The 18,860-nt window shown below is 65.4% G+C and carries 14 protein-coding genes; 2 read left to right on the forward strand and 12 right to left on the reverse strand.

The window, feature by feature from the left end:
* Positions 1–63: 63 nt before the first annotated feature.
* Positions 64–1,425 (reverse strand): aspartate aminotransferase family protein, encoded by a 1,362-nt coding sequence (locus tag HRJ34_RS17755; RefSeq protein ID WP_208632020.1) that lies wholly within the window; start codon positions 1,423–1,425, stop codon positions 64–66.
* Positions 1,422–2,387 (reverse strand): prolyl aminopeptidase, encoded by a 966-nt coding sequence (gene pip / locus HRJ34_RS17760; RefSeq protein WP_208632021.1) that lies wholly within the window; start codon positions 2,385–2,387, stop codon positions 1,422–1,424. The genes HRJ34_RS17755 and pip overlap by 4 nt, the downstream gene beginning before the upstream one ends.
* A gap of 138 nt (positions 2,388–2,525) precedes the next feature.
* On the opposite strand from pip, the gene HRJ34_RS17765 reads away from it, so the two are divergent.
* On the forward strand, positions 2,526–3,752 hold the full coding sequence (locus HRJ34_RS17765) for a metal-dependent hydrolase family protein (protein WP_208632022.1): 1,227 nt from the start codon (positions 2,526–2,528) through the stop codon (positions 3,750–3,752).
* A gap of 3 nt (positions 3,753–3,755) precedes the next feature.
* Here HRJ34_RS17765 and HRJ34_RS17770 read toward each other — a convergent pair whose 3' ends face one another.
* From HRJ34_RS17770 to HRJ34_RS17790, 5 genes are read right to left on the reverse strand one after another with little or no spacing between them, the layout of a single operon-like run.
* Entirely contained in the window at positions 3,756–4,679 is a 924-nt protein-coding gene (locus HRJ34_RS17770; protein WP_208632023.1) for an ornithine cyclodeaminase family protein, read from the reverse strand.
* The gene (locus HRJ34_RS17775; protein WP_208632024.1) at positions 4,676–6,046 is read right to left on the reverse strand and encodes an APC family permease; all 1,371 of its coding nucleotides are present in this window, start codon (positions 6,044–6,046) and stop codon (positions 4,676–4,678) included. Before HRJ34_RS17775 ends, HRJ34_RS17770 begins: the two co-directional genes overlap by 4 nt.
* Positions 6,043–8,274, reverse strand: a complete 2,232-nt coding sequence (locus HRJ34_RS17780) for a S9 family peptidase (protein WP_208632025.1) — start codon at positions 8,272–8,274, stop codon at positions 6,043–6,045. The genes HRJ34_RS17775 and HRJ34_RS17780 overlap by 4 nt, the downstream gene beginning before the upstream one ends.
* Positions 8,271–9,614 carry an alpha/beta hydrolase gene (locus HRJ34_RS17785; RefSeq protein WP_208632026.1) on the reverse strand — a complete coding sequence of 448 codons (1,344 nt, stop codon included), beginning with the start codon at positions 9,612–9,614 and terminating at the stop codon, positions 8,271–8,273. Before HRJ34_RS17785 ends, HRJ34_RS17780 begins: the two co-directional genes overlap by 4 nt.
* The gene (locus HRJ34_RS17790; protein WP_208632027.1) at positions 9,611–11,311 is read right to left on the reverse strand and encodes a serine hydrolase domain-containing protein; all 1,701 of its coding nucleotides are present in this window, start codon (positions 11,309–11,311) and stop codon (positions 9,611–9,613) included. Before HRJ34_RS17790 ends, HRJ34_RS17785 begins: the two co-directional genes overlap by 4 nt.
* A gap of 58 nt (positions 11,312–11,369) precedes the next feature.
* On the opposite strand from HRJ34_RS17790, the gene HRJ34_RS17795 reads away from it, so the two are divergent.
* On the forward strand, positions 11,370–11,975 hold the full coding sequence (locus tag HRJ34_RS17795; protein WP_208632028.1) for a carboxymuconolactone decarboxylase family protein: 606 nt from the start codon (positions 11,370–11,372) through the stop codon (positions 11,973–11,975).
* A 45-nt stretch (positions 11,976–12,020) separates the two neighbouring features.
* Here the strand turns inward: HRJ34_RS17795 and HRJ34_RS17800 are convergent, their stop codons facing one another.
* The 5 genes from HRJ34_RS17800 to HRJ34_RS17820 are packed head-to-tail and all read right to left on the reverse strand — an operon-like array spanning position 12,021 to position 18,735.
* Complete coding sequence (locus HRJ34_RS17800; RefSeq protein WP_208632029.1) at positions 12,021–13,292, reverse strand: FAD-dependent oxidoreductase; 1,272 nt, start codon at positions 13,290–13,292, stop codon at positions 12,021–12,023.
* Positions 13,289–14,314: a dipeptidase gene (locus tag HRJ34_RS17805; RefSeq protein WP_208632030.1), complete on the reverse strand. Its 1,026-nt coding sequence runs from the start codon at positions 14,312–14,314 to the stop codon at positions 13,289–13,291. The genes HRJ34_RS17800 and HRJ34_RS17805 overlap by 4 nt, the downstream gene beginning before the upstream one ends.
* Positions 14,301–15,767, reverse strand: coding sequence for a class I adenylate-forming enzyme family protein (locus HRJ34_RS17810; protein WP_208632031.1), 1,467 nt, complete (start codon positions 15,765–15,767; stop codon positions 14,301–14,303). Before HRJ34_RS17810 ends, HRJ34_RS17805 begins: the two co-directional genes overlap by 14 nt.
* Positions 15,764–17,014, reverse strand: coding sequence for a thiolase family protein (locus tag HRJ34_RS17815; protein WP_208632032.1), 1,251 nt, complete (start codon positions 17,012–17,014; stop codon positions 15,764–15,766). Before HRJ34_RS17815 ends, HRJ34_RS17810 begins: the two co-directional genes overlap by 4 nt.
* Positions 17,011–18,735 (reverse strand): CocE/NonD family hydrolase, encoded by a 1,725-nt coding sequence (locus tag HRJ34_RS17820; protein WP_208632033.1) that lies wholly within the window; start codon positions 18,733–18,735, stop codon positions 17,011–17,013. The genes HRJ34_RS17815 and HRJ34_RS17820 overlap by 4 nt, the downstream gene beginning before the upstream one ends.
* Positions 18,736–18,860 lie beyond the last annotated feature (125 nt).

The following is an 18,860-nucleotide window of genomic DNA, read 5'->3' on the forward strand; positions in this document are numbered from 1 at the left end:
AGGTCGGAGCGTGACTGGCGTCCACAGGCATAGGGTCAAGCGGGTCCGTCCCGACCATGGTCGTCATGCCGCCCGCCCCGGCATCGCCCGATCGACCGCCCGCGCCAGCCGATCGACGATCGCATCGATATCGTCCTCGCTCGCGATGAAGGCCGGAGCGAGCATCACATGATCACCGGCCGTGCCATCGACGAAGCCCGACATCGGATAGCAGATCAGCCGTTCGCACATCGTCTCGCGCTTGAGCGCGCGGGCTATGCCCCTGGACGGATCGAACGGCGCTTTGCTCGCACGATCGGCAACGAACTCGACGGCGGCGAACAGCCCTCGCCCCCGGATATCGCCGACATGCGGATGATCCGCCAGCCTGGCCTGTAACTGCACGAACAGCCGATCGCCAAGCGCCGGCACGCGCGCGGCGATACCGTCATCGACCAGCCGCCCGACCACGGCCAGAGCGGCGGCGCAGGCCGTGGCATGGCCGATATAGGTCTGGCCATGCTGGAAGGCGGCTCCGCTGCGTTCGAATGCGGCAAAGACATGCGGCGCAACCAGGACCGCGCCGATCGGCTGATAGCCGGCGCCCAGACCCTTGGCGACCGCGACCAGATCTGGGAGCACGCCCTCCTGTTCGAAGGCGAAGATGCTGCCGGTGCGGCCCATGCCGCACATCACCTCGTCGAAGATCAGCAGCAGGCCGTGCATGTCGCAGAGGGCGCGAAGGCCCCTGAGATAGCCGGGTGGCGGGACGGCAGCGCCGGTGGCGGTACCACCTACGGTTTCAACGACGACTGCGGCGATCCGATCGGGGCCGACGGCCTCGATCGCGGTTCGCGCGTTATCGAGAAGCCGCTGCCCATAGTCGACATCGCTCTCGCCGTCGGCTTTGTCGCGATAGGCATAGCAGCGGTCGAGCTTCACCCCGGCGGGCAGCAACGGCTCATAAACCGCCCGGCGGCCGCCCCCTCCACCGATGGCGAGGGTGCCTATGGTGGCGCCATGATAGCTGCTCTCCCGCGATGCGAAGAGGCAGGCATCGCCGCGCCCGGCCAGGACCGCATATTGGCGGGCCATCTTCAGCGCCGTCTCCATCGCCTCCGACCCGCCGGAAACCATATAGGCGCGGGAGAAAGCGCCCGGCACCAGCGAGGTCAGCCGATCGGCGAGTTGCTCATAAACCGGCGTGGTGAAGCTGGAGCTGTGGACATAGGCGAGACCACGTAGCTGCTGCTCGATCGCCGAGATCACCTTGCCATCGCCATAGCCCAGGCAAGACACGGCGGCGCCGCTCGCGCCATCCAGATAGGCTTGCCCGGCGGCGTCGATCACGGTCATCCCGCTGCCCCCGACCGCGACGGGATATTCGCCCTGCGCCGTGCGATGGACGACACGGCTGTCCCTCGTATCGATGGTCCGAATCGTCATCGCGCCTCCCCTGCGGCCGCGCAACGCGCGACCGCTCTCACCAAAGCATCGGCCATGACGGGCAGATCGGGCGAATGCCCCCCGCCGGAGACGATCTCCAATTCCGAACCGCGCCATTCGCGATGAACGAGCCGCGCGCTCTGCACCGGGCAGACCGCATCCACTTCGCCGTTCACGATGAAGGCGGGAATGCCGGCTAGCCGGTAAAGGCCACCAGCCAGCGACAGCGGGCCGATGAAACAGTCTCGCGCGAAATAGTGGAATTTGAGACGCATCTGCTCAACGAGCGCATCGGTGGGCGCCGGCCGGTGAAGCGCTGGCTTCCGCCACATCGTGCAGGGCTGGCCGAGCGTGGCCGCCCAGCGATCGGCCACCCCGGCCGCCGCCAGCCGAACACGCCGGTCGCTTGCCGACAGATGCCGCTCGAACCGTGAAGCCAGGTTTCGTCCCCCATCCTCACCGCCCAGAACCTGCACAAGCTCGCGCCAGAGCGCCGGATAGTAACGGCTGGCCCCATCGGATTTGTACAGCCAGTCTATGTCGCGGCGACGCGCGAGGAAGACGCCGCGCAACACCATTCCGGTCACTTCGGCAGGCCAGCGCTGCGCATAGGCCATGGCCAGCGCCGTCCCCCACGAACCCGCGAAGACCATCCAGCGATCGAGACCCAACGCGTTCCTCAACCGGCGCAGATCGCCCACCAGTTCGGATGTCTGGTTGCCCGCCAGCAGATCGCTCCAGCGACTCCGTCCCGCGCCCCGCTGATCATAAAGGATGATGCGGAACTTTCGGGGGTCGAAGAAGCGGCGGGTCGACGGCTGGCTGCCGCCGCCCGGTCCACCATGAACGCACACGACCGGCGCTCCGCGTGGATTGCCCGACTGTTCGACGTAGAGGCTGTGCCCGCCGCCGACGGGCAGATAGCCGCTGTCATAGGGATCGATGGCCGGGAAGAGTGGCATCAGCTCCTCACATCCCCGACCCAGCAACGCCCGATATGCTCTTGATGATTCCCCTGCATCAAAATACGATAACGTATTTAAAATATCCGGCGCAAGAGGCTTTGCCGACGCGTCCGAACGACCGGGAGCTTCCCATCCATGATCGCGATCCAGAACTGCAAGATATTCGATGGTTTATCGACGAACTACGTCGAAGGAGACGTGCTCGTCGAAGACGGGATTATCCGCGAGATATGCGCCCCGGGCAGCACCTTTAAAAAGCCAGACCGTATCGACGCGCGGGGCCGCGTGCTGATGCCCGGCATGATCGACGCCCATGTCCATCTCTACTGCCCCGATCTCGATATCGAGGAGGGGGATCGGCTGCCGATCAGCGCGGTCGCCCATCACGCGGCACGCATGCTCGAAGGCTGTCTGGCGCGCGGCTTCACCACGCTGCGCGACACCGGCGGCGCCGAGCGGGGGGTCCAGTTGGCCTTGGCCAAGGGCTGGCTTGCCGGTCCCCGCGTCGTCACCTGTGGCAAGGCGCTGAGCCAGACCGGCGGCCATGGCGATCTTCGTCGCCCTAATCATCGCGAACTCTGCGGCTGCGGAGGCGGCTATGACGGCCATCTCACCTGTACTGTGGATGGCGCGGACGCCCTTCGACAGAAGGTCCGCAGCCAGCTTCATGGCGGCGCTTCCTTCATTAAGATCATGGGTTCGGGCGGTGTCTCGACCGTCGGCGACAAGCTGGAGAACGCGCAATATTCAGATGAGGAAATCCGCGCGGTGGTCGATGAGGTCGAACGGCACGGCACCTATGTGACCGCGCATTGCCACCCCGACGCAGCGATCCGGCGCTGCGTCGAACTCGGCGTGCACGGGATCGAACATGCCATATTGATCGAGGAGGACACCGCGCGCCTGGCTGCGGAGCGCGGCACCGCGCTCGTTCCCACCCTGGCCGTCGTGCGCGCACTCGCCGATCATGGGCAGGCGCTCGGCTATCCGCCCGAAGCGCTGGCGAAACTCGCCGAGATCGAGCCCGTCGCTCTTCGATCGGTCGAGATCATGGCGGCCAGCGGCGCGCGAGTGGGCTTCGGCACCGATCTGATCGGCCCGCTTCACGATCAGCAGCATCTCGAGTTTCAGTTGCGCGGCAGCGTCCAGAGCCCGGCCGATGTGCTCATCTCCGCCACCAGCACCAATGCCGGCATCGTTGGCATGGGCGACAGGATCGGCCGGATCGCGCCGGGCTACGAAGCCGATCTGTTGCTGGTGGACGGCGACCCGCTGAACGATCTGTCGGTATTCAACCAGTCCGGCAGCCATATCGAGCTGGTCATGCAGTCAGGGCGCATCACCAGAAGGACAGCCGACTGATCGTCAGCCGGTCAGTCGGGCTATATGCTGCATGGCCGCGAGATCCTCGATCGCAGCGCCCACCGATTTGAAGACCGTGATCTCCGCGTCGTCGATACGGCCACGCGCCGTCTCCCGGCACAACATCTCCAGATCGCCGACGATGCGATCGGGCTGAATGGCGCCTTCGGCCAGCGGGATGATGAGGTCTCCCGCCTCCGCGCGAGCTGCGTCGGTGTCGATCCAGATCGATGCGCGGGCGATCACGGCGCTATCCGCTTCCCGCGTGGCCGGGCTGTGCGCGCCGACGAGATCGACATGCGTCCCGGGGGTAAGCAAATCACCGCGCAACAACGGCTGTGGGGCATTTGTCGCGCAGCTGATTATATCGGCCATCGGCACGACGGCGTCGACATCTTCCACGCCGCGAAACTCGACATCGTGCAGTTCTTCGGAAAGCGTTTTTGCGAGTTCTGACGCCTTTGCCGAATTTCGCGACCAGATCGAGACCCGCTCGATCGGCCGGGCATGGCAATGGGCCTGCACCAGATAGGGCGCGAGCGATCCTGCGCCGAACAGCAGCAGATGCCGTGAATCCGTGCGAGATAGATGGCGAGACGCAAGCGCGGATACCGCCGCCGTCCGCAGATTGGTTACGATGCCGGCCTCGGCGGCAGCGATCGGCGATCCGGTATCGCGATCGATAAGCAACACGATCCCCTGCACGGCGGGGATGCCCCGCGCGGGATTCTCGGCCACGAAGGTCGCGAGCTTGACCACGATCGCCCCGTCCGACCAGGAGGGCATCAGGTAGAGGCCGCCGCCATCGAGTTTGTGCACCGATCGCAGCGGCGTGGTGACGCCGCCCCGGCCGAAAGTTTCCGCCAGACAATCGATCATCCCACCGACCGGCGTCGCGCGAACCACGGCGTCGTCAAGGATTTTCATAGATTTTCCTTCGCCGCTGCGCGCGATCCGATGAAGAGCCACAGAAGTACGCCGGCGCCCGCCCAAAGGCCCAGCGCGGTCAGTCCAAGGTGGTTTGCGCTGATCGTCACATCGTGAAGCGCGATCGCAGTGCCGGCGAGCGATACCAGCAGCGCCGCCACGAAGATCGCTCGACCGAACGGGACAGTGAAGGCGCGCTCCGCTGGCGACTTGCGCAGCTTCAAGGCCGCGGCCGTGACGACCACCCAGGTCAAGGGCACGCCCGTGACGGCGACCCCGACGATGGCGCCGATCGCGCCCTTGCCTAGCGTCGCCACGCCCATCGCCAGAACCGAAATCACCAGTATGGCTGCAACCGGAGTTCCGGTTCGCCGGCTCACGCCGGCAAACAGCGTCGGCACCAGTCCCGCACGCGCGAGCGACAACAGCATCCGCGAGGCGCCGAACAAGGTCCCGTTCCACGCGGTGACGAGCCCGACGAGCCCGGCCCCGAGCACCAGATTCTTGAGCGCGGCCGAACCGAGCGCGATTTCGAACGCATCCGCCGCGGGCAGATTGAGACCTGCCAGACGATCCACAGGCAACAACATCCCGACCGCGACGATGATCAGGGCATAGAAGAGGAAGGCGCAGACGATCGACCCGATGATCGCCATTACGACCTGGCCGACGCTGACACCGGGCGCGCGTTCCTCGATGCCCTGGGTCAGGAAATTGAAGCCCGCGTAGAAGAGAAAGGAGGTCGCGAAGACCGTCGCGATGCCGGACAGGTCGCCCCCGGCGGCGGCGGCACCGAAATGGGGCGCAAGGTTCGATGCCTCTCCGAAAGCCATCGCCGCGACAATGAAGATCGCACAGGCGGCGATCTTGACCATCGTCAGCACGGTCTGCACGGCCGCTGCCGCGTGAGCCCCGCCTATGTTCGCCCAGATCACCGTTATCCCGACGACCAATCCCGCCAGAAGCTCTGGCCCCATCGGAGTGTCAACGGGCCATGCCGCCGACAGGTCAGGCCAGATCGCGCCAAGCACCCAGCCGACCGAGATAGATTCGAAGGCGATCACCGCGACATAGACCATCAGCAGCGCCCAGCCGGCCACGAAGGCGAGCGGCCGCCCGAAGGCCGCATGGGCATAGGCCACCTCACCGCCCGCCTGCGGAAGGAGCAGGGCGAGTTCGGCGTAAGCGAGGCCGATGAGACAGACGGAGAGGCACCCCAGGCCGAAGGCGAGCACCGATCCGAATGGTCCCGCCGCCGCCAGCCAGATGCCGACCAGCGTTATCCAGCCGATGCCGATGATCGACCCGAACGCGATAGCGAAGAGCTTGAAGGGGCCGAGGCTGCTGCGAAGCTGGCTCGCGCTCACGGGCGCAGATTCCGGGTCATGTAATCGGTAATCCGGTCGTACACATAGGGCAGCGCCGAACTCCCGTCCCTGCGGCGCAGAGCGTGATTGGCGCCGGGCACGACGAGCATGTCGAAGCGCTTGTCCGCCCGAATGAAGGCGTCGGCCAGACGCAGCGTCTGCGAGATGGGCGTGTTCACGTCATCGCTGCCGATGACCATCAGCAATTTGCCGTCGAGGCGGTTCGCGAGCGGGATATTCCCCGCATCGAGATAGGCTTTCTCACGGCCCTTGTAGGGGCCGAGATACGGCACCGTCGCGATATCCCAAGTCATCGACCCGATCTCGGCGGTCGATAGCGCGACGCCGACCTTGTACAGGTCCGGCCGCTGCAGCAGTGCGCGCACCGTGTAATAGCCACCGAAGGAGATGCCGAAGATCCCCACGCGCTCGAGATCCATCCATGGCCGCGTCGCCGCCAGATTACGGAGCGCCGCCGCATGATCCGCGATCTCATGTTGACCGAAGCTGCGCGCCGCTACTTCCTGAAAGGCGCGCGAACGGCCGGGTGTGCCCCGGGCATCGATTACCACGCCGATGAAGCCGCGCTGCGCCAGTGCCTGCAGATAAGCGCCGCGCGAATCGGTCGGTCCCCAGCCATGCTGAGCGACGGTCTTGAAGCCGCCGCCATAGATCGCCTCGACCACCGGATATTTCCGGGACGGATCGAAGCCGATCGGCTTGTAGACCGTCGCCGCGATATCGGTGACGCCGTCGTCCGCCTTGACCAGCACTTCCTCGGGCGGTTGCCACCCCAGCGCGTAGAGCGCGGACGCATCCGCCGTCTCCAGCCGCGCCAGCCTGCGGCCGTCCGTGGCCAGCACATCGGTCGCAACCGGCCGGTCCACCGCGCCCTGGACGTCGACGATCAGCGAACCATCCGGTGCAACGATCGCATGATGCTGCCCCGTCTCCCGCGTCAGACGCCGCGCGCCCTTTCCATTCAGGCCCACCGTCGCAAGCTGCGTGTCATAAGGCCGCCGGGGATCGTCATGAACCTTGTAGATGACCCACCCGCGCCGCTCGTCCACGCCGATCACGCGCACGACCGGTGACGATCCGAAGGTGAGTTGGCGGATCAGCCTGCCGTCGGCCGAATGCAGGTAGAGCTGGTTGCTTCCACTGCGCTCGGAAGCCCAGATGAAGCACCCGTCGGCCAACGGCGTGTAGAAGCGCAGCGTCTGAAATACGTCTTCCCACCAATAGAGGAAGACATCGTCGCTTTCGGTCAGAAGATGCCGGGATTTCCCGCTGACGGGATCGGCTTCGAACAGATCGGCGCGGCGGAGATCGCGGCTCAGGATCGCGTAGCGCAGCTTGCCGCCTGCCGTGAACGGAGCGATCTGTATCGTTTCGCCGTCACCCGGAACCCAGATCTGCGTGATCCGGCCGGTGGTCGTATCGAGCAGGTGCAGCGATCGCACCAGCGGCGATCCCGATGCTATCGGGAATGGCTGATAGGCGACATCATTGACGTCGCTGAGCCAGTCGACCACCGGGAGGCGGCTCAATTCGCGGCTGTCGGTGCGCAATATCGCAGCCCACCGCGCGTCCGGCGACCAGCGCGCGCCGTCGAGCGTCCATTCTTCCGCCGGAGAAGCGGCTCGCGCCACGATCGAGAGCTGGTCGGTCGATGCATCGCGTATGGCGAGATCGCCTCCCGAAAGCGTCAGCAAGCGATCGCCGTCAGGAGCCGGCACCTCGAAAAGATCGGGTGTCGTAGAAGGATAGGCGACCTTCACCCTGCGGGGTTCGCGCCGGTCCAGGGCGGTCCGATCGGCAGCGCTGATCGGGGTTATCCGACCCTCGGCGTCAATCCGATAACTTGCGTTGCCGGACCGCAGGGTCGCGATGCCCTGTCGCCAGGCGATGGTGGCGAGCAATGCCGACGCGTCGCAGGACTCGGCAAGACTCAGCCGGCCGCAGATATTTCCCTTGTCGAGCAACCGAAGCGCCGATCCGCGCCGGCTGTCGAAACGCCAGAGTGTGCGGTGTTCGCCTTCGCCCGTCACATAAAGGAAATCGCCTCCCTTTCCCAGCCAGCGCGGCTCGATCGCACCGCCACGGACGAGATCCGGAAACAGACGCAATCGGGCATAGGCATCTCCCGCGCCAGCAACCGGCGCCGCATGGCCGCCCGACGCCAGCGCGAGCAGCGCCGCTGCCATCCCCCACGCCGCGTGCTTCATCGGGTCTTGCCACCGGTCCAGGCCGCAACCGCGCTCACATCCTGCGGTTCGTACCCCTTGCCGCTCGGCGCGGGAGCCTTGCCGTCGCGCAGGTGGCTATCGACATAGGACAATATGAGGTCATTCAGATTGCGGATCATCTCCCGTCCGTCGACCGAACCCAGCACGCTCGTCGGAATGCCGGCGACCTTGCCCTTGGGCAGCAGCGTGAAATCGGTGAAATCCCAATGGCCCGTGCCCGCGAACAATACGCGCGTAACCCGCCCGGTCTTTCCAACCTGGGCCAGCGGCTCATAGAAGAAATCATTATAGCCGAAGCCGGTGAGGTCGGTCGCCCGCTGGTTATAGGCCATCAGAACCGGCATGCGGACCGGCTGGTCGAGAAACCAGTCCATCACCTCGCGGCCATCCAGATTGACGGCGGCACGGCACGTCCGCTCCGCGTGGCAGGCGGCGATGGCCGCAGGCCCGCCGAAGGACATGCCGATGAAGGCGGTGCGGGTGAAGTCCGCTTGCCGCAGGATCGCCGTCACCGGAGCGTCGACCCGCTTGCCGCGCAGGGCGGAAAAAACGGTGCGAAAATCGTCGCGCCATACCAGGGCGCTGTCGTGCAGCCGGTCGGGCGCGGCGAGAATGCGTCGCGTCGCCGCCAGTCGCTCGCCCACATCCTTGCTCGTCATCAGGATGCGGGTATCGGCATCGAGCGCGCGACCACGCATATAGGCGATGACGGCCGGATCGAGCGCCGCGACATCGCCGTCCGGGTAGACGACGGCGCCGCTTTCCGATGGATGCGTGATGCTGACCGCCACATAGCCGTGGCTGGCAAGCTCCTCCATCATCGCCGTGTTGGTATCGACCGAGCCAAGATATCCGTGCGAGAAGAGAATGATTGGCCCCGCCCGGCCGGATGCCGGTGGGGCATTCTCGACGGCATGGGTGGGACCATCGCCGATATGCGCGAAGGTGCCGGCCGGAGCGTTCAGCGAAGCCGCGAGCGACGGCCCCAACACCGCGGCTTCCAGCCCGGTCCGATAAGGTCGGCGCGTGCCAGCGGCCGTCGCGGCCGGATACCATATGCGCACCATGATCCGTCGCTTGCCGCCGACATCGGGGCGCGACGGCTCGGCGCGGTGCGGGTCGACGATTTCGAAATCGCGGGTGCCGATCGGCATGGCGCCTGTCGGAGCCGGCAATTGCAGCGGCGCCAACGACGTCACATTGTCCGCAGCTACGACAGGGACGGAGACCGCGAGCAGCACGCCTGCCAGGGCAGCGAGGAATTCTCTGCGAGACCCGGAAGAAAGGCGCATCCCTGATTTTCTGCTTTTGAACATCATGACGCACTCCGGCTGAAGGAGAAGGTCTGCTGGTCGCCACCCCATCCTCCAAGCGTTGCCCGCGCGCCCTTGCCGGCCGGATCGAGATCGATCGCCAGGGTGGTGCGCCAGCGGAACGCATCGCGGAATACCAGAATGAAATTCTGCGGCGCTCCTGTGGGCAGGATATCGGCGGCGCAATGTTCGCCGAACCGGACCACCGGACGGCCATTTTCGAGGGCGATGGTGAAGTCGCCGATCGCGTCATTGTCGTAACGGCCGAGCATGCGGTCACGGATCGCGGCCGGGATCGGCGCTTGAGCCGGATCGGGCGACGAAACCATATGCCCTTCGATCCTCGGGCGCCACAGAGCGGCGAGCGCATCGGATTCGTTGAGCATCGGCAGGCCCAGATAGGCCCCCATCACCAACTCGACGATCGCCCGGTAACCCGTGTTGTAACGATAATCGAGGTTGGTCAGCACGACCACACCAAGCCGGTCCTCGGGAGCGATCCACATCTGTGCGGCGAAACCGGGCATGCCGCCGGCATGGCCGAAGACATCATGCCCCCGATAACGCAGGGCCAACGTCCCGAGGCCATAGCCGGTAGTGGCGACCCGCCTGTCGAATGCCGTGGGCTTTCGCCCTTTCACCGCGCCCGGCGGGCGGGCGACGTTGATGCGATGCAACTCCTCGAGGCGCTCCTGGCCGATGATCCGGCGGCCGTCGACGGTGCCGTCTCCCATCTGGAACGCGACGAAGCGGGCCATGTCGCGCGCGGTGGAATTCAGCGCACCCGCCGGTGCGACCGCTTCGAGATGACGCCAGGGCCAGGCGCGCACCGTCCGCCTGCCATTGGGTGTCTGATCTTGGCCCTCTTCCGCCAGGCCGTGCGGCACCGCGATGTTCCGCTCCCTCCCAAGTGCATCGAGACCGATGGGAGCACCTTCGGGCGCCGAACAGAGCCAGCATGGCGCCATGATCCTGCGATCGACGAACAGCGCCGTGCCGGTGCCCGATCGAGTCATGCCGAGCGGCGCCAGCACCTCGTCTTGCGTATAAGCTTCCCATGTCCGGCCCGATGCGGATTTCACGATCTGGCCGAGCGTGTTGAAGCCGGTGTTGGAATAGAGGAGTTCGCCGAACTGTCCGCTCGCGGGCACGTGCCGGGACCGCTGATAGGTGGCCTCCTGCGAATCGTCATGGACCATCCAGCTGAAATCGGCGTCGACCCCTTGACGATGCGACGCCAGCGTCCGCACCGTCGCATGCTCGGCGATCCAGGGATCTGCGAAGGCAAGGCCCGGCAGATAGTCATTGGCCCGCCGATCCCAATCCAGCTTGCCGCGGTCGGCTAGCAGGGCCAGATCGAGCGCAGTGAAGGTCTTGGTGATCGAACCGATGCCAAAGATCGTGTCCGGCCCCACCGTCTCGGGCCTGCCGACCTGCCGGACGCCATAGCCCTTCAGCAGAACGACCTTGCCATCCTTGACCACCGCTATCGCGACGCCTGGAATGCCCCATTGGTCCATGGCGGCCCGAACGTGTCGATCGATGAAAGCCGGGGCTGGAACCGCGGCGCCGGCTGGCTGCGCGACCGTGACCATCGACGCTATCGGCAGCAGCGCGACGCTCGTCGCAAGGATCGCATGAAGTATCCGGAGGCGTACGGGCTTTTTAGAGCCGTTGGATGGCGCATGGTCAGCAGCGTTCATCGATATCCAGCTTTCATTTTCGCTAGCATGTTCAATATTAAATACGGTATCGTATATTATGGCAAGCAAAAATGTACAAGCCGGCGGAGCTGCGACGCGGCATCGGGAACTGAACCGAGCGATGCTCGATGATGAGCAGCAGCGCATTTACGACATGATCGTCGCGGGACCGCGCGGGCGTGTCGAAGGGCCACTGGAAACCTGGCTGGAATCCCCTCAGCTCGCCGAGAAGGCCCAGGAGCTGGGAGCGTTTTGCCGCTTCGGCACCAGCCTGCCGCCGCGTTTGTCGGAACTGGCGATCCTCGTCGTGGGAGCGTGGTGGCAAGCCGATTTCGAATGGTATGTCCATGCGCCGATCGCGCGATCCGCCGGGATTTCCGATGAGGTGATCGAGGCCATCCGAACCGGCCGACCGCCGGATTTCGAACGGGAGGACGAAGCGGCCGTTCATGGCTTTACATTCGAGCTGCTGCGCTATCGACGGGTGTCGGACGCGAGCCATGACCGCGTCGTCGGCCTGTTGGGCCGGCGCGGCGCGATCGAGCTGACAGCTATGCTCGGCTATTACACGCTAATCTCGATGACGATCGTGGGTTTCGACGTTCCATTGCCGGGAGGCGCTCCTTCGCCCTTCGCCGACATCGCGCTCAAGGTCCACAAATAAAATACGTTACCGGATTTTAACTGGACACGGAGTAGTCGTTGCCGGCTAGGGGCGGTAGGGAGACGGGTCGATTGCTGGGCGGGCGCCCGTCATCATATCGGCCAGCAATGCGCCGGACCCCATCGCCTCCGTCCAGCCGAGATGACTATGCCCCGTGTTGACCCAGAGACCAGCCAAACGGGACGGCCCGATACGCGGAACGCCGTCCGAACTCACCGGCCGTAACCCCGCCCAGGGCTGGGCGGGCGCATGATCCAGTTGCCTGGCAAGCGCCGGCAGCAGCGCGGCGAGACTCGCCCTCAGGCGGGCGATACCGACCGGGCGAATGCGCGGATCATGTCCCGCGATCTCGGCCGTGCCGACAAGCCTGATCCGCCGCCCCAAAGGCACGATACCCGTGTGGCGAACCTCGTCGATGATCCCGACCCTTAGCGGCGCCACATCTTCGGGCAGATCGATTGTTTCCGAATAGCCCTTCACGGGACCGATCGACAGCCGGAGGCCCAGCGGATTGGTCAGCCCAGGAGACGCGAGGCCCGCGGCCACCACGATATCGCGCGCTTCGATTCGTCCTTGCGTAGTTTCGACCGCATAGGCCCTGCCGCCATCGGCAATGATCCGCTTCACCCCGACGCCGGTAAAGATCCGGGCGACGGAAGAAGCTTCGAGCACGCCTTGCAGCACCCTGCAAAAGCTGTGCGCATCGCCGATGGCATCGTCCGGAAAATACAGTCCGCCAGCGATGGACACCGCGGCATCGGCCAGCCGCGACTCGACCGCTATCACCCCATCGCGATCGAGAACCCTGCAAGCCAGTCCCTTGTCCGCCAGCCCCGTCGTCACGCTTCTGGCGGCCGCGAGCGCCTCTCCGTCAGAGAAGACCTTCATCGTCCCGCTGGCGGAAAGATCGAAGCCCCGCGCCCGGGCGAACTCCAGTGTCAGGCCCGTGCTGTATCGGGCCAGCGCGAAGTTCGCCGCGATCGCCCGGGCATAGCCATCGCTGGTCGCCGCTCGCAGGAAATCTAGCCCCCAGCGCGCCGCGCCGGGCAGCGCCGCCCACCGCACGTCGATCGCACTGCGTCCGCCGAATAGCGAACGGACCGCATGACGCCAGATACCTGGTGCATTCCAGGGATCGGCCATGGACGGCGTCAGCATCGCGCCATTGGCGAAGCTCGCTTCCTGCCCGACGCCGTCGCGCGCTTCGAGAAGGAGAATGTCGCGTCCCCGTTCGGCCAGGGCGTGGGCGGTCGAAAGACCCAGCAGGCCGCCGCCTATCACCACGACATTGGCCTTTGCGGGCAATCCGGCGGTCATGCGACACGATCCTTCTTCCAGACGACGGCCGCAACGCGACGAAGATTGCCGCCCAATATCCTGGCGATCACATCTTCCCCGAATCCTCGATTCAGCAGTTCGGCGACGAGGCCCGGCAAGATTTCCGGCCCGGCTATCTTCAGCCCCTCGTCATAGCCCTCTTCCGGCGGGAAAAGCTCGGGGTGATCCTTCACCCAGGAGATCAGCTCTGCCCGATCGAAGACGTGATCCATACCGATCGCGACATGGTCCTCGCCTACAAGGCGCATCGCATATTCGATATGATCGGCGTAAGCGCGGGCCCCGGCCTTCGGATCGCCCAGGAACAGGCCGACGCCGTTGATACCGATCACGCCCCCGCTCCGCGCAATCGCCACCATCAACTCGTCAGGGACATTTCGGGGATGATCGTGCAAGGCCCGCGGATTGGAATGCGAAAGGATCACCGGCGCCGTCGAACGGCGGATCACGTCGAAAGCGGTGCGCACGCCGGTGTGCGAACAGCAGACCATCATGCCGATGCAGTTCATCTCCGCGACGATCTCCCGGCCCAGTTCGGTCAGGCCGCCATCGTCATCCTGGCAGCCGCCGCCCACCGAATTGTTGCGATTATAGGCGATGGCGGCCCAACGCACGCCGAGATCATAGTAGAGCCCGACCATCGACGGCTGGTCGCCGAAGCCATTGGTGCCCTCGATATCGAAGCCGACGGCCAGCCTGCCCGTCCGACGCGCCCGATCGATGCTGCCCACTCCATCGACCAGCACATAGTCGTCCGGCCGGGCCAGCAGCCATGCGCGGAAGGCGGCAAGGACGCGGACATGCTCCTCGACGCTGGCGAGGTCGAAGCCGATGTTGAGCATCGCCACGTCGACGCCGGCCTCCCGATAGCGGGCCAGCTGCGGCAGGAAGGCCATGTCGGTGCGCAGCGGCATGCAGCCGTGATTGTCCCAGACGAGGTTTCGCGCCAGCAGCGCGCGGGCAGCCGGAAAACGCTCCCCGCCTACATCACCGATCGACATGACTTGCCTTCAATTCATCCTTGAGCGGCTTTCCCAGCGCATTGCGTGGAAACCGATCCACCGCCAGGATTCGGCGCAGCTTCTGATGGCGCGCCAGCCGCTCATTGGCCCATTGGAGCAGGACCTCCATTTCGACCGCCTGCGACGTTTCGACGAAGCCGATCGGCGTCTCTCCCCAATGGGGATCGGGCACGCCGACCACCGCGGCATCGCGCACCGCCGGATGACGGCACAGTTCGGCCTCGATATCCTGGGGGTAGATGTTCAGCCCTCCGGATATGATCATGTCCTTCATGCGGCCGCGTAGCCGCAGATAGCCGGCTTCGTCGATCTCCCCGATATCGCCGGTGCGCAGCCATCTCTCCCCGGCCTCGTCGGCCCACCCTTCATCCGCACGGCCCTGATAACCTGTCATGAGATAAGGCGAACGGCCGATGATCTCGCCGGTGGGTTCATCGCCCGCGATGCGCAACGCGGTGCCCGACAGGGGACGCCCGACCGAGTCGGGACGCACGACCATTTCCGAACCGCGAATGAGGCTCGCCACACCTTCCGTCAGGCCCCATAGTTCAGCAAAGCGATCGCCGAACATTGCCACCAGCCGCGCCTTAAGCGGCGGCGCCAGCGGCGCGCCGGCGGATACCAGCGTCTGGATGCTGTCGAGTTCGTTCGATCCGGCCGGCAAGACGTCGACGATCTGCTGCAGCATCGTCGGTACCATAAAGGCATGGGTGACGCGCTGGCGGCCGATGAGCGTGATGATCTGCCGTGGGTCGAAACGTTCGGCCAGCACCAGTGCGCCGCCTACCAGAACGGCCGGAAGCAGGCAGATCAGCGTGCCGTTGCTGTGCGGCGGAGTCAGGATCAGCGCGCGGCCGTTGTCAGGAAAGCGCAAATCCTTCGCCGTGGCCTGCGCCATCGCCATCCGCGCCGCATGGCTGTGGACGATGCCTTTGGGCTTTCCCGTCGTACCGGAGGAATAGATGATGCCGAACCGGCTTCCAGCGTCCGGCCACGGCGCCGTTGCACATTCCCGTGCAATCGCAACTTCGAAATCGGGACCTTCGCCGATCACCTCGATGCCGGCCCGCCGCCCCGCCTCGATCGCTAGTTCGAGATGGGCCGTGGATGCCAGCAGCAGTGCGGCGCCGCAATCCGCGAGCATCGTCGCCAGCGCATCCGCTCGCAACATCGGCGAAAGCGGAACGAGCGTGGCTCCGGCCCGCAGCACGCCGAACTGGGCACGGTAGGTCCACAGGCCGTTGCCGCCAAGCAACGCAATCGCTTTGCCCTGCATGCCCCGGGTCGCAAGCAACGCAGCGATTCTCTCGGCATCGTCCGCCAGCGCAGACCATGACATCGCCAGATCCGAAGCGATGATGGCGGGATAATCCGGACGGCTCCGCCCGTTCCGTGTCACCATCTCCGCTATGGTCGATGCCGTTTCGCTCATGCGCCGGGACGCTCCAGGATCGAGACGACCGCCACCGCCTCGTCGAACCCCATCACGCCGCCGCCATTTTCGGCGAGCGCCAGACGCGCACGGGGCGCCTGCCGGTCGCCGGCTTCTCCACGCAATTGGCGCACCAGTTCGAACATCATAGAAGCCCCGGTCGCGCCGACGGGATGGCCCTTGGAGATAAGGCCGCCCGACGTATTGATGGGAATGCGTCCTCCCGGTCCGGTTTCACCGCTCTCGACAAAGCGGCCGCCATTTCCTTCCGCGCAGAAGCCCAGCATCTCCGCCTGGTAGATTACCGAGAAGGCACTCGCATCGTGAACCTCCGCCACATCGATGTCGGCGGCGGTCAGTCCGGCCCGCTCATAGGCCTTGGCTGCGGCGACCCGGCTCAGCCCCGGCTCGTCCAGCCGACGATATTTTCCGCCGGCGGCTTCCATCGCGAGGATTCGTATGGCCCGGTCGCGAACCGCCGGTGCCAGTCCCGACAGATATTCGCCCGAACAGATCAGAAGCGCCGCAGCGCCATCGCCGATCGGCGCACACATCGCCCGCGTGAACGGATAACTCACCGGCCGGTCCTCGAGCACCTGATCGACGCTCATCTCGAACCGATATTGGGCCAGTTCATTGCGTGCGCCATAATTGTGGCACTGGGCCGCCGCCGCCGCGATCTGCCTTTGCGTGGTTCCGTAACGCTGCATGTGCCAGGCAGCCTGCATCGCGTAGGTATCCATGGTCACCGCATGGGCGGCCTGCGGCGCGAAGGGTATGCCGACGCTCTCACCGGCCGCGCGATAATAGTCCTTCCACTGCTGCGGATCGAGCTGATCATAGCCTCCCTCGAACAGGGCAAAGCTGCGGTTCGAAGCGTCGAACAGCTTTTCGGCTCCGATCACGAGCGAAAGATGCGCATCGCCTGATCGCACATCCTTCGAGGCGCCCGCCGCCGCCGTCGAGGCGGTCGCACAGGCATTGTCGACATTCGCCACGGGCACACGTTCTGGAAACAGCCCCTCCTGCACCAGAGGAGACAAGCATACCTGGCCGCGGATGCTGGACTGGTTGTGCAGGTGGAGCGCGCAATTGCCGAACCAGGCGCTTTCGATATCGCGTCCGTCGGCCATGCCGGCATCGGCCAGCACGCCGAGATAAGCCTCACGCGTGAGGGCTTTCAGGCTGTCGTTGGGGCGCTTGGCGAACTTGGTGGAATGGGCACCGATGATATAGGCTTCGGTCACTTATGGTCCTGTAACGTCGCCGCTGCCGAGAAATCGCCCACGACCGGCAGATCGATCCGCGACGCCGCGTGGCGCTGCCGCATCAGTCTGTAGGTAGGGGCCGGAGCAGGAATGGGAGTGAAATTGTCAGCATCGGCCCCCGCGATCGAAACACGGATGCGATGGCCCGATCGAAACAGATAGGCGGTGGGCCACAGGTCCAGCCGGATCTCTTCCGGCAAACCTGGCGTCATCGGCCGCGCATCGCCCCGTGCGAAAGAACGATATGGCGTCAGGCTTCGATAGGGCGCCGGCTTTCGGGACAGGCGACGGTGGGCCAGATCGAGCCCGCCTTCGGTCACATAGGTCACAGATCCGTCAGGTGCGACATCCTCGAGATAGACGAACAGCTGCCCTGCCGGCCGATCCGACGCCATATGGAGGGTGACGAGGGGATGGCCGGTCACCTCGACGCCTGCCGTGAGCGGCGGCGATTGATAGGCGATCACCTTGCCCTCCTGTGAACGGCGGTCGCCATAGCCGATCGCCACCCCGCCGGTGTTGACATATGAAACCCAGCGCGACGCCGTGCCGCTGCTGGCGTCGAGCGCGACGGTGAAGTCGTCGCCCCCCTGCTTTTCGACGGGGCGTCGCCCGGACAAGCCGTTTGACGGCGCGAGATACAGGCTGAGCGTGGTCGATCTGGGAGGCCAGCTCCGCGCCTCGCGCCACTGCTCCGCGCACATCACATAGTAGCGGACCGGCGCCTGCTTCTCGAAACCGTTGGGCTTGTCGTTCAGCTCATGATCGAAGAACCGCAGGCTTTCGGCGCGCAGATCGAAGCGCCCGGCCCGGCGATCGCCGGCGCAGGGGCTGATGTTCTGCGCCCCGCCATGATCCCACGGCCCCAGAACAAGCTTGCTTCCGGGATTGGGCGTGTTCAGGAACCGCAGGATCGCGCCATAGGCATAGGCGCCGTCGAACCAGCCGCTGATGCCGTAGATCGGCACATTCGTGGCGCGGATCGCGCGCCGATGCGAATAGGGGCTCATCCGCGCGGCCGAAAAGACCGGCGCCTCGTCATCCTTGTAGGGCGCGGCGATCGCCGCCTCGTAGACATCGACATTGCCGTCATGGCCGGCGACGGCCTGAGCCAGTGCCACGGTGTCGCCTTCCACGGGCAGCACACCGGCGAATCTTTCGGAATAGCGCGCGCCCATCGACCGTTCCGGCGTGTTGCGGTTCAGATCACGGGTGTAACCGCCCCAGGTCCGCAGAAAGCGTTCCGAAAGCAATCCGCCCGGCCGGATGATCTGCGCATAGGCATCGTACAGGGTGAACTCCGCCATCACCGCCTTGATCGCGGGATTGCCGCCGGCCAGGATCAGTTCGGCGGCGGTGCCGTTATAGGAGATGCCCTGCAGGCCCACCTTGCCGTTCGACCATGGCTGCGCCACCACCCAGCGAATGATCTCGTCGCCATCCTTCAATTCGTCGGATGAGAATAGCGACCGTTGCACACCGAACGAAGCGCCGGTGCCACGCACGTCGACCGTGACGTAGACGAAGCCGGCCCGCACCATTGAGCCGATATCGGGGCTCGGCCCGCCGGCCGAAGGGTCTCCCGGCTTTCGGGCTAGCGCCGCTCGATGATAGGGGGTGAAAAGCAGGATCGCCGGGCGGCGCGCCGTATCGCTCGGCATGGAAAAGACGGTGACGGCGAGCCGCACCCCGTCGCGCATCGTCACATAATGCGATCTCGCCCCGATCGTCGCCGACGCGGCGTTCTGCGCCGCCGCCCGGGGGGCGACGGCGAAGGGAACGGCCGCGATCGCCAGAGCGATCGAAGCGCGAAAGGATCGTCCGA

Origin of the sequence: Rhizorhabdus wittichii (assembly GCF_017607425.1) — a bacterium.
GTDB classification, from domain to species: Bacteria; Pseudomonadota; Alphaproteobacteria; order Sphingomonadales; family Sphingomonadaceae; genus Rhizorhabdus; species Rhizorhabdus wittichii.

Excerpts from the sequence above, each read along its gene's own strand:
- HRJ34_RS17755 (WP_208632020.1), bottom strand. The coding sequence starts at position 1,425 with ATGACGATTCGGACCATCGATACGAGGGACAGCCGTGTCGTCCATCGC.
- HRJ34_RS17805 (WP_208632030.1), bottom strand. The coding sequence starts at position 14,314 with ATGTCGATCGGTGATGTAGGCGGGGAGCGTTTTCCGGCTGCCCGCGCG.
- HRJ34_RS17770 (WP_208632023.1), bottom strand. The coding sequence starts at position 4,679 with ATGAAAATCCTTGACGACGCCGTGGTTCGCGCGACGCCGGTCGGTGGG.
- HRJ34_RS17800 (WP_208632029.1), bottom strand. The coding sequence starts at position 13,292 with ATGACCGCCGGATTGCCCGCAAAGGCCAATGTCGTGGTGATAGGCGGC.
- HRJ34_RS17790 (WP_208632027.1), bottom strand. The coding sequence starts at position 11,311 with ATGAACGCTGCTGACCATGCGCCATCCAACGGCTCTAAAAAGCCCGTA.
- HRJ34_RS17780 (WP_208632025.1), bottom strand. The coding sequence starts at position 8,274 with ATGAAGCACGCGGCGTGGGGGATGGCAGCGGCGCTGCTCGCGCTGGCG.
- pip (WP_208632021.1), bottom strand. The coding sequence starts at position 2,387 with ATGCCACTCTTCCCGGCCATCGATCCCTATGACAGCGGCTATCTGCCC.
- HRJ34_RS17765 (WP_208632022.1), top strand. The coding sequence starts at position 2,526 with ATGATCGCGATCCAGAACTGCAAGATATTCGATGGTTTATCGACGAAC.
- HRJ34_RS17795 (WP_208632028.1), top strand. The coding sequence starts at position 11,370 with ATGGCAAGCAAAAATGTACAAGCCGGCGGAGCTGCGACGCGGCATCGG.
- HRJ34_RS17785 (WP_208632026.1), bottom strand. The coding sequence starts at position 9,614 with ATGATGTTCAAAAGCAGAAAATCAGGGATGCGCCTTTCTTCCGGGTCT.
- HRJ34_RS17810 (WP_208632031.1), bottom strand. The coding sequence starts at position 15,767 with ATGAGCGAAACGGCATCGACCATAGCGGAGATGGTGACACGGAACGGG.
- HRJ34_RS17820 (WP_208632033.1), bottom strand. The coding sequence starts at position 18,735 with ATGCGCGACGGGGTGCGGCTCGCCGTCACCGTCTTTTCCATGCCGAGC.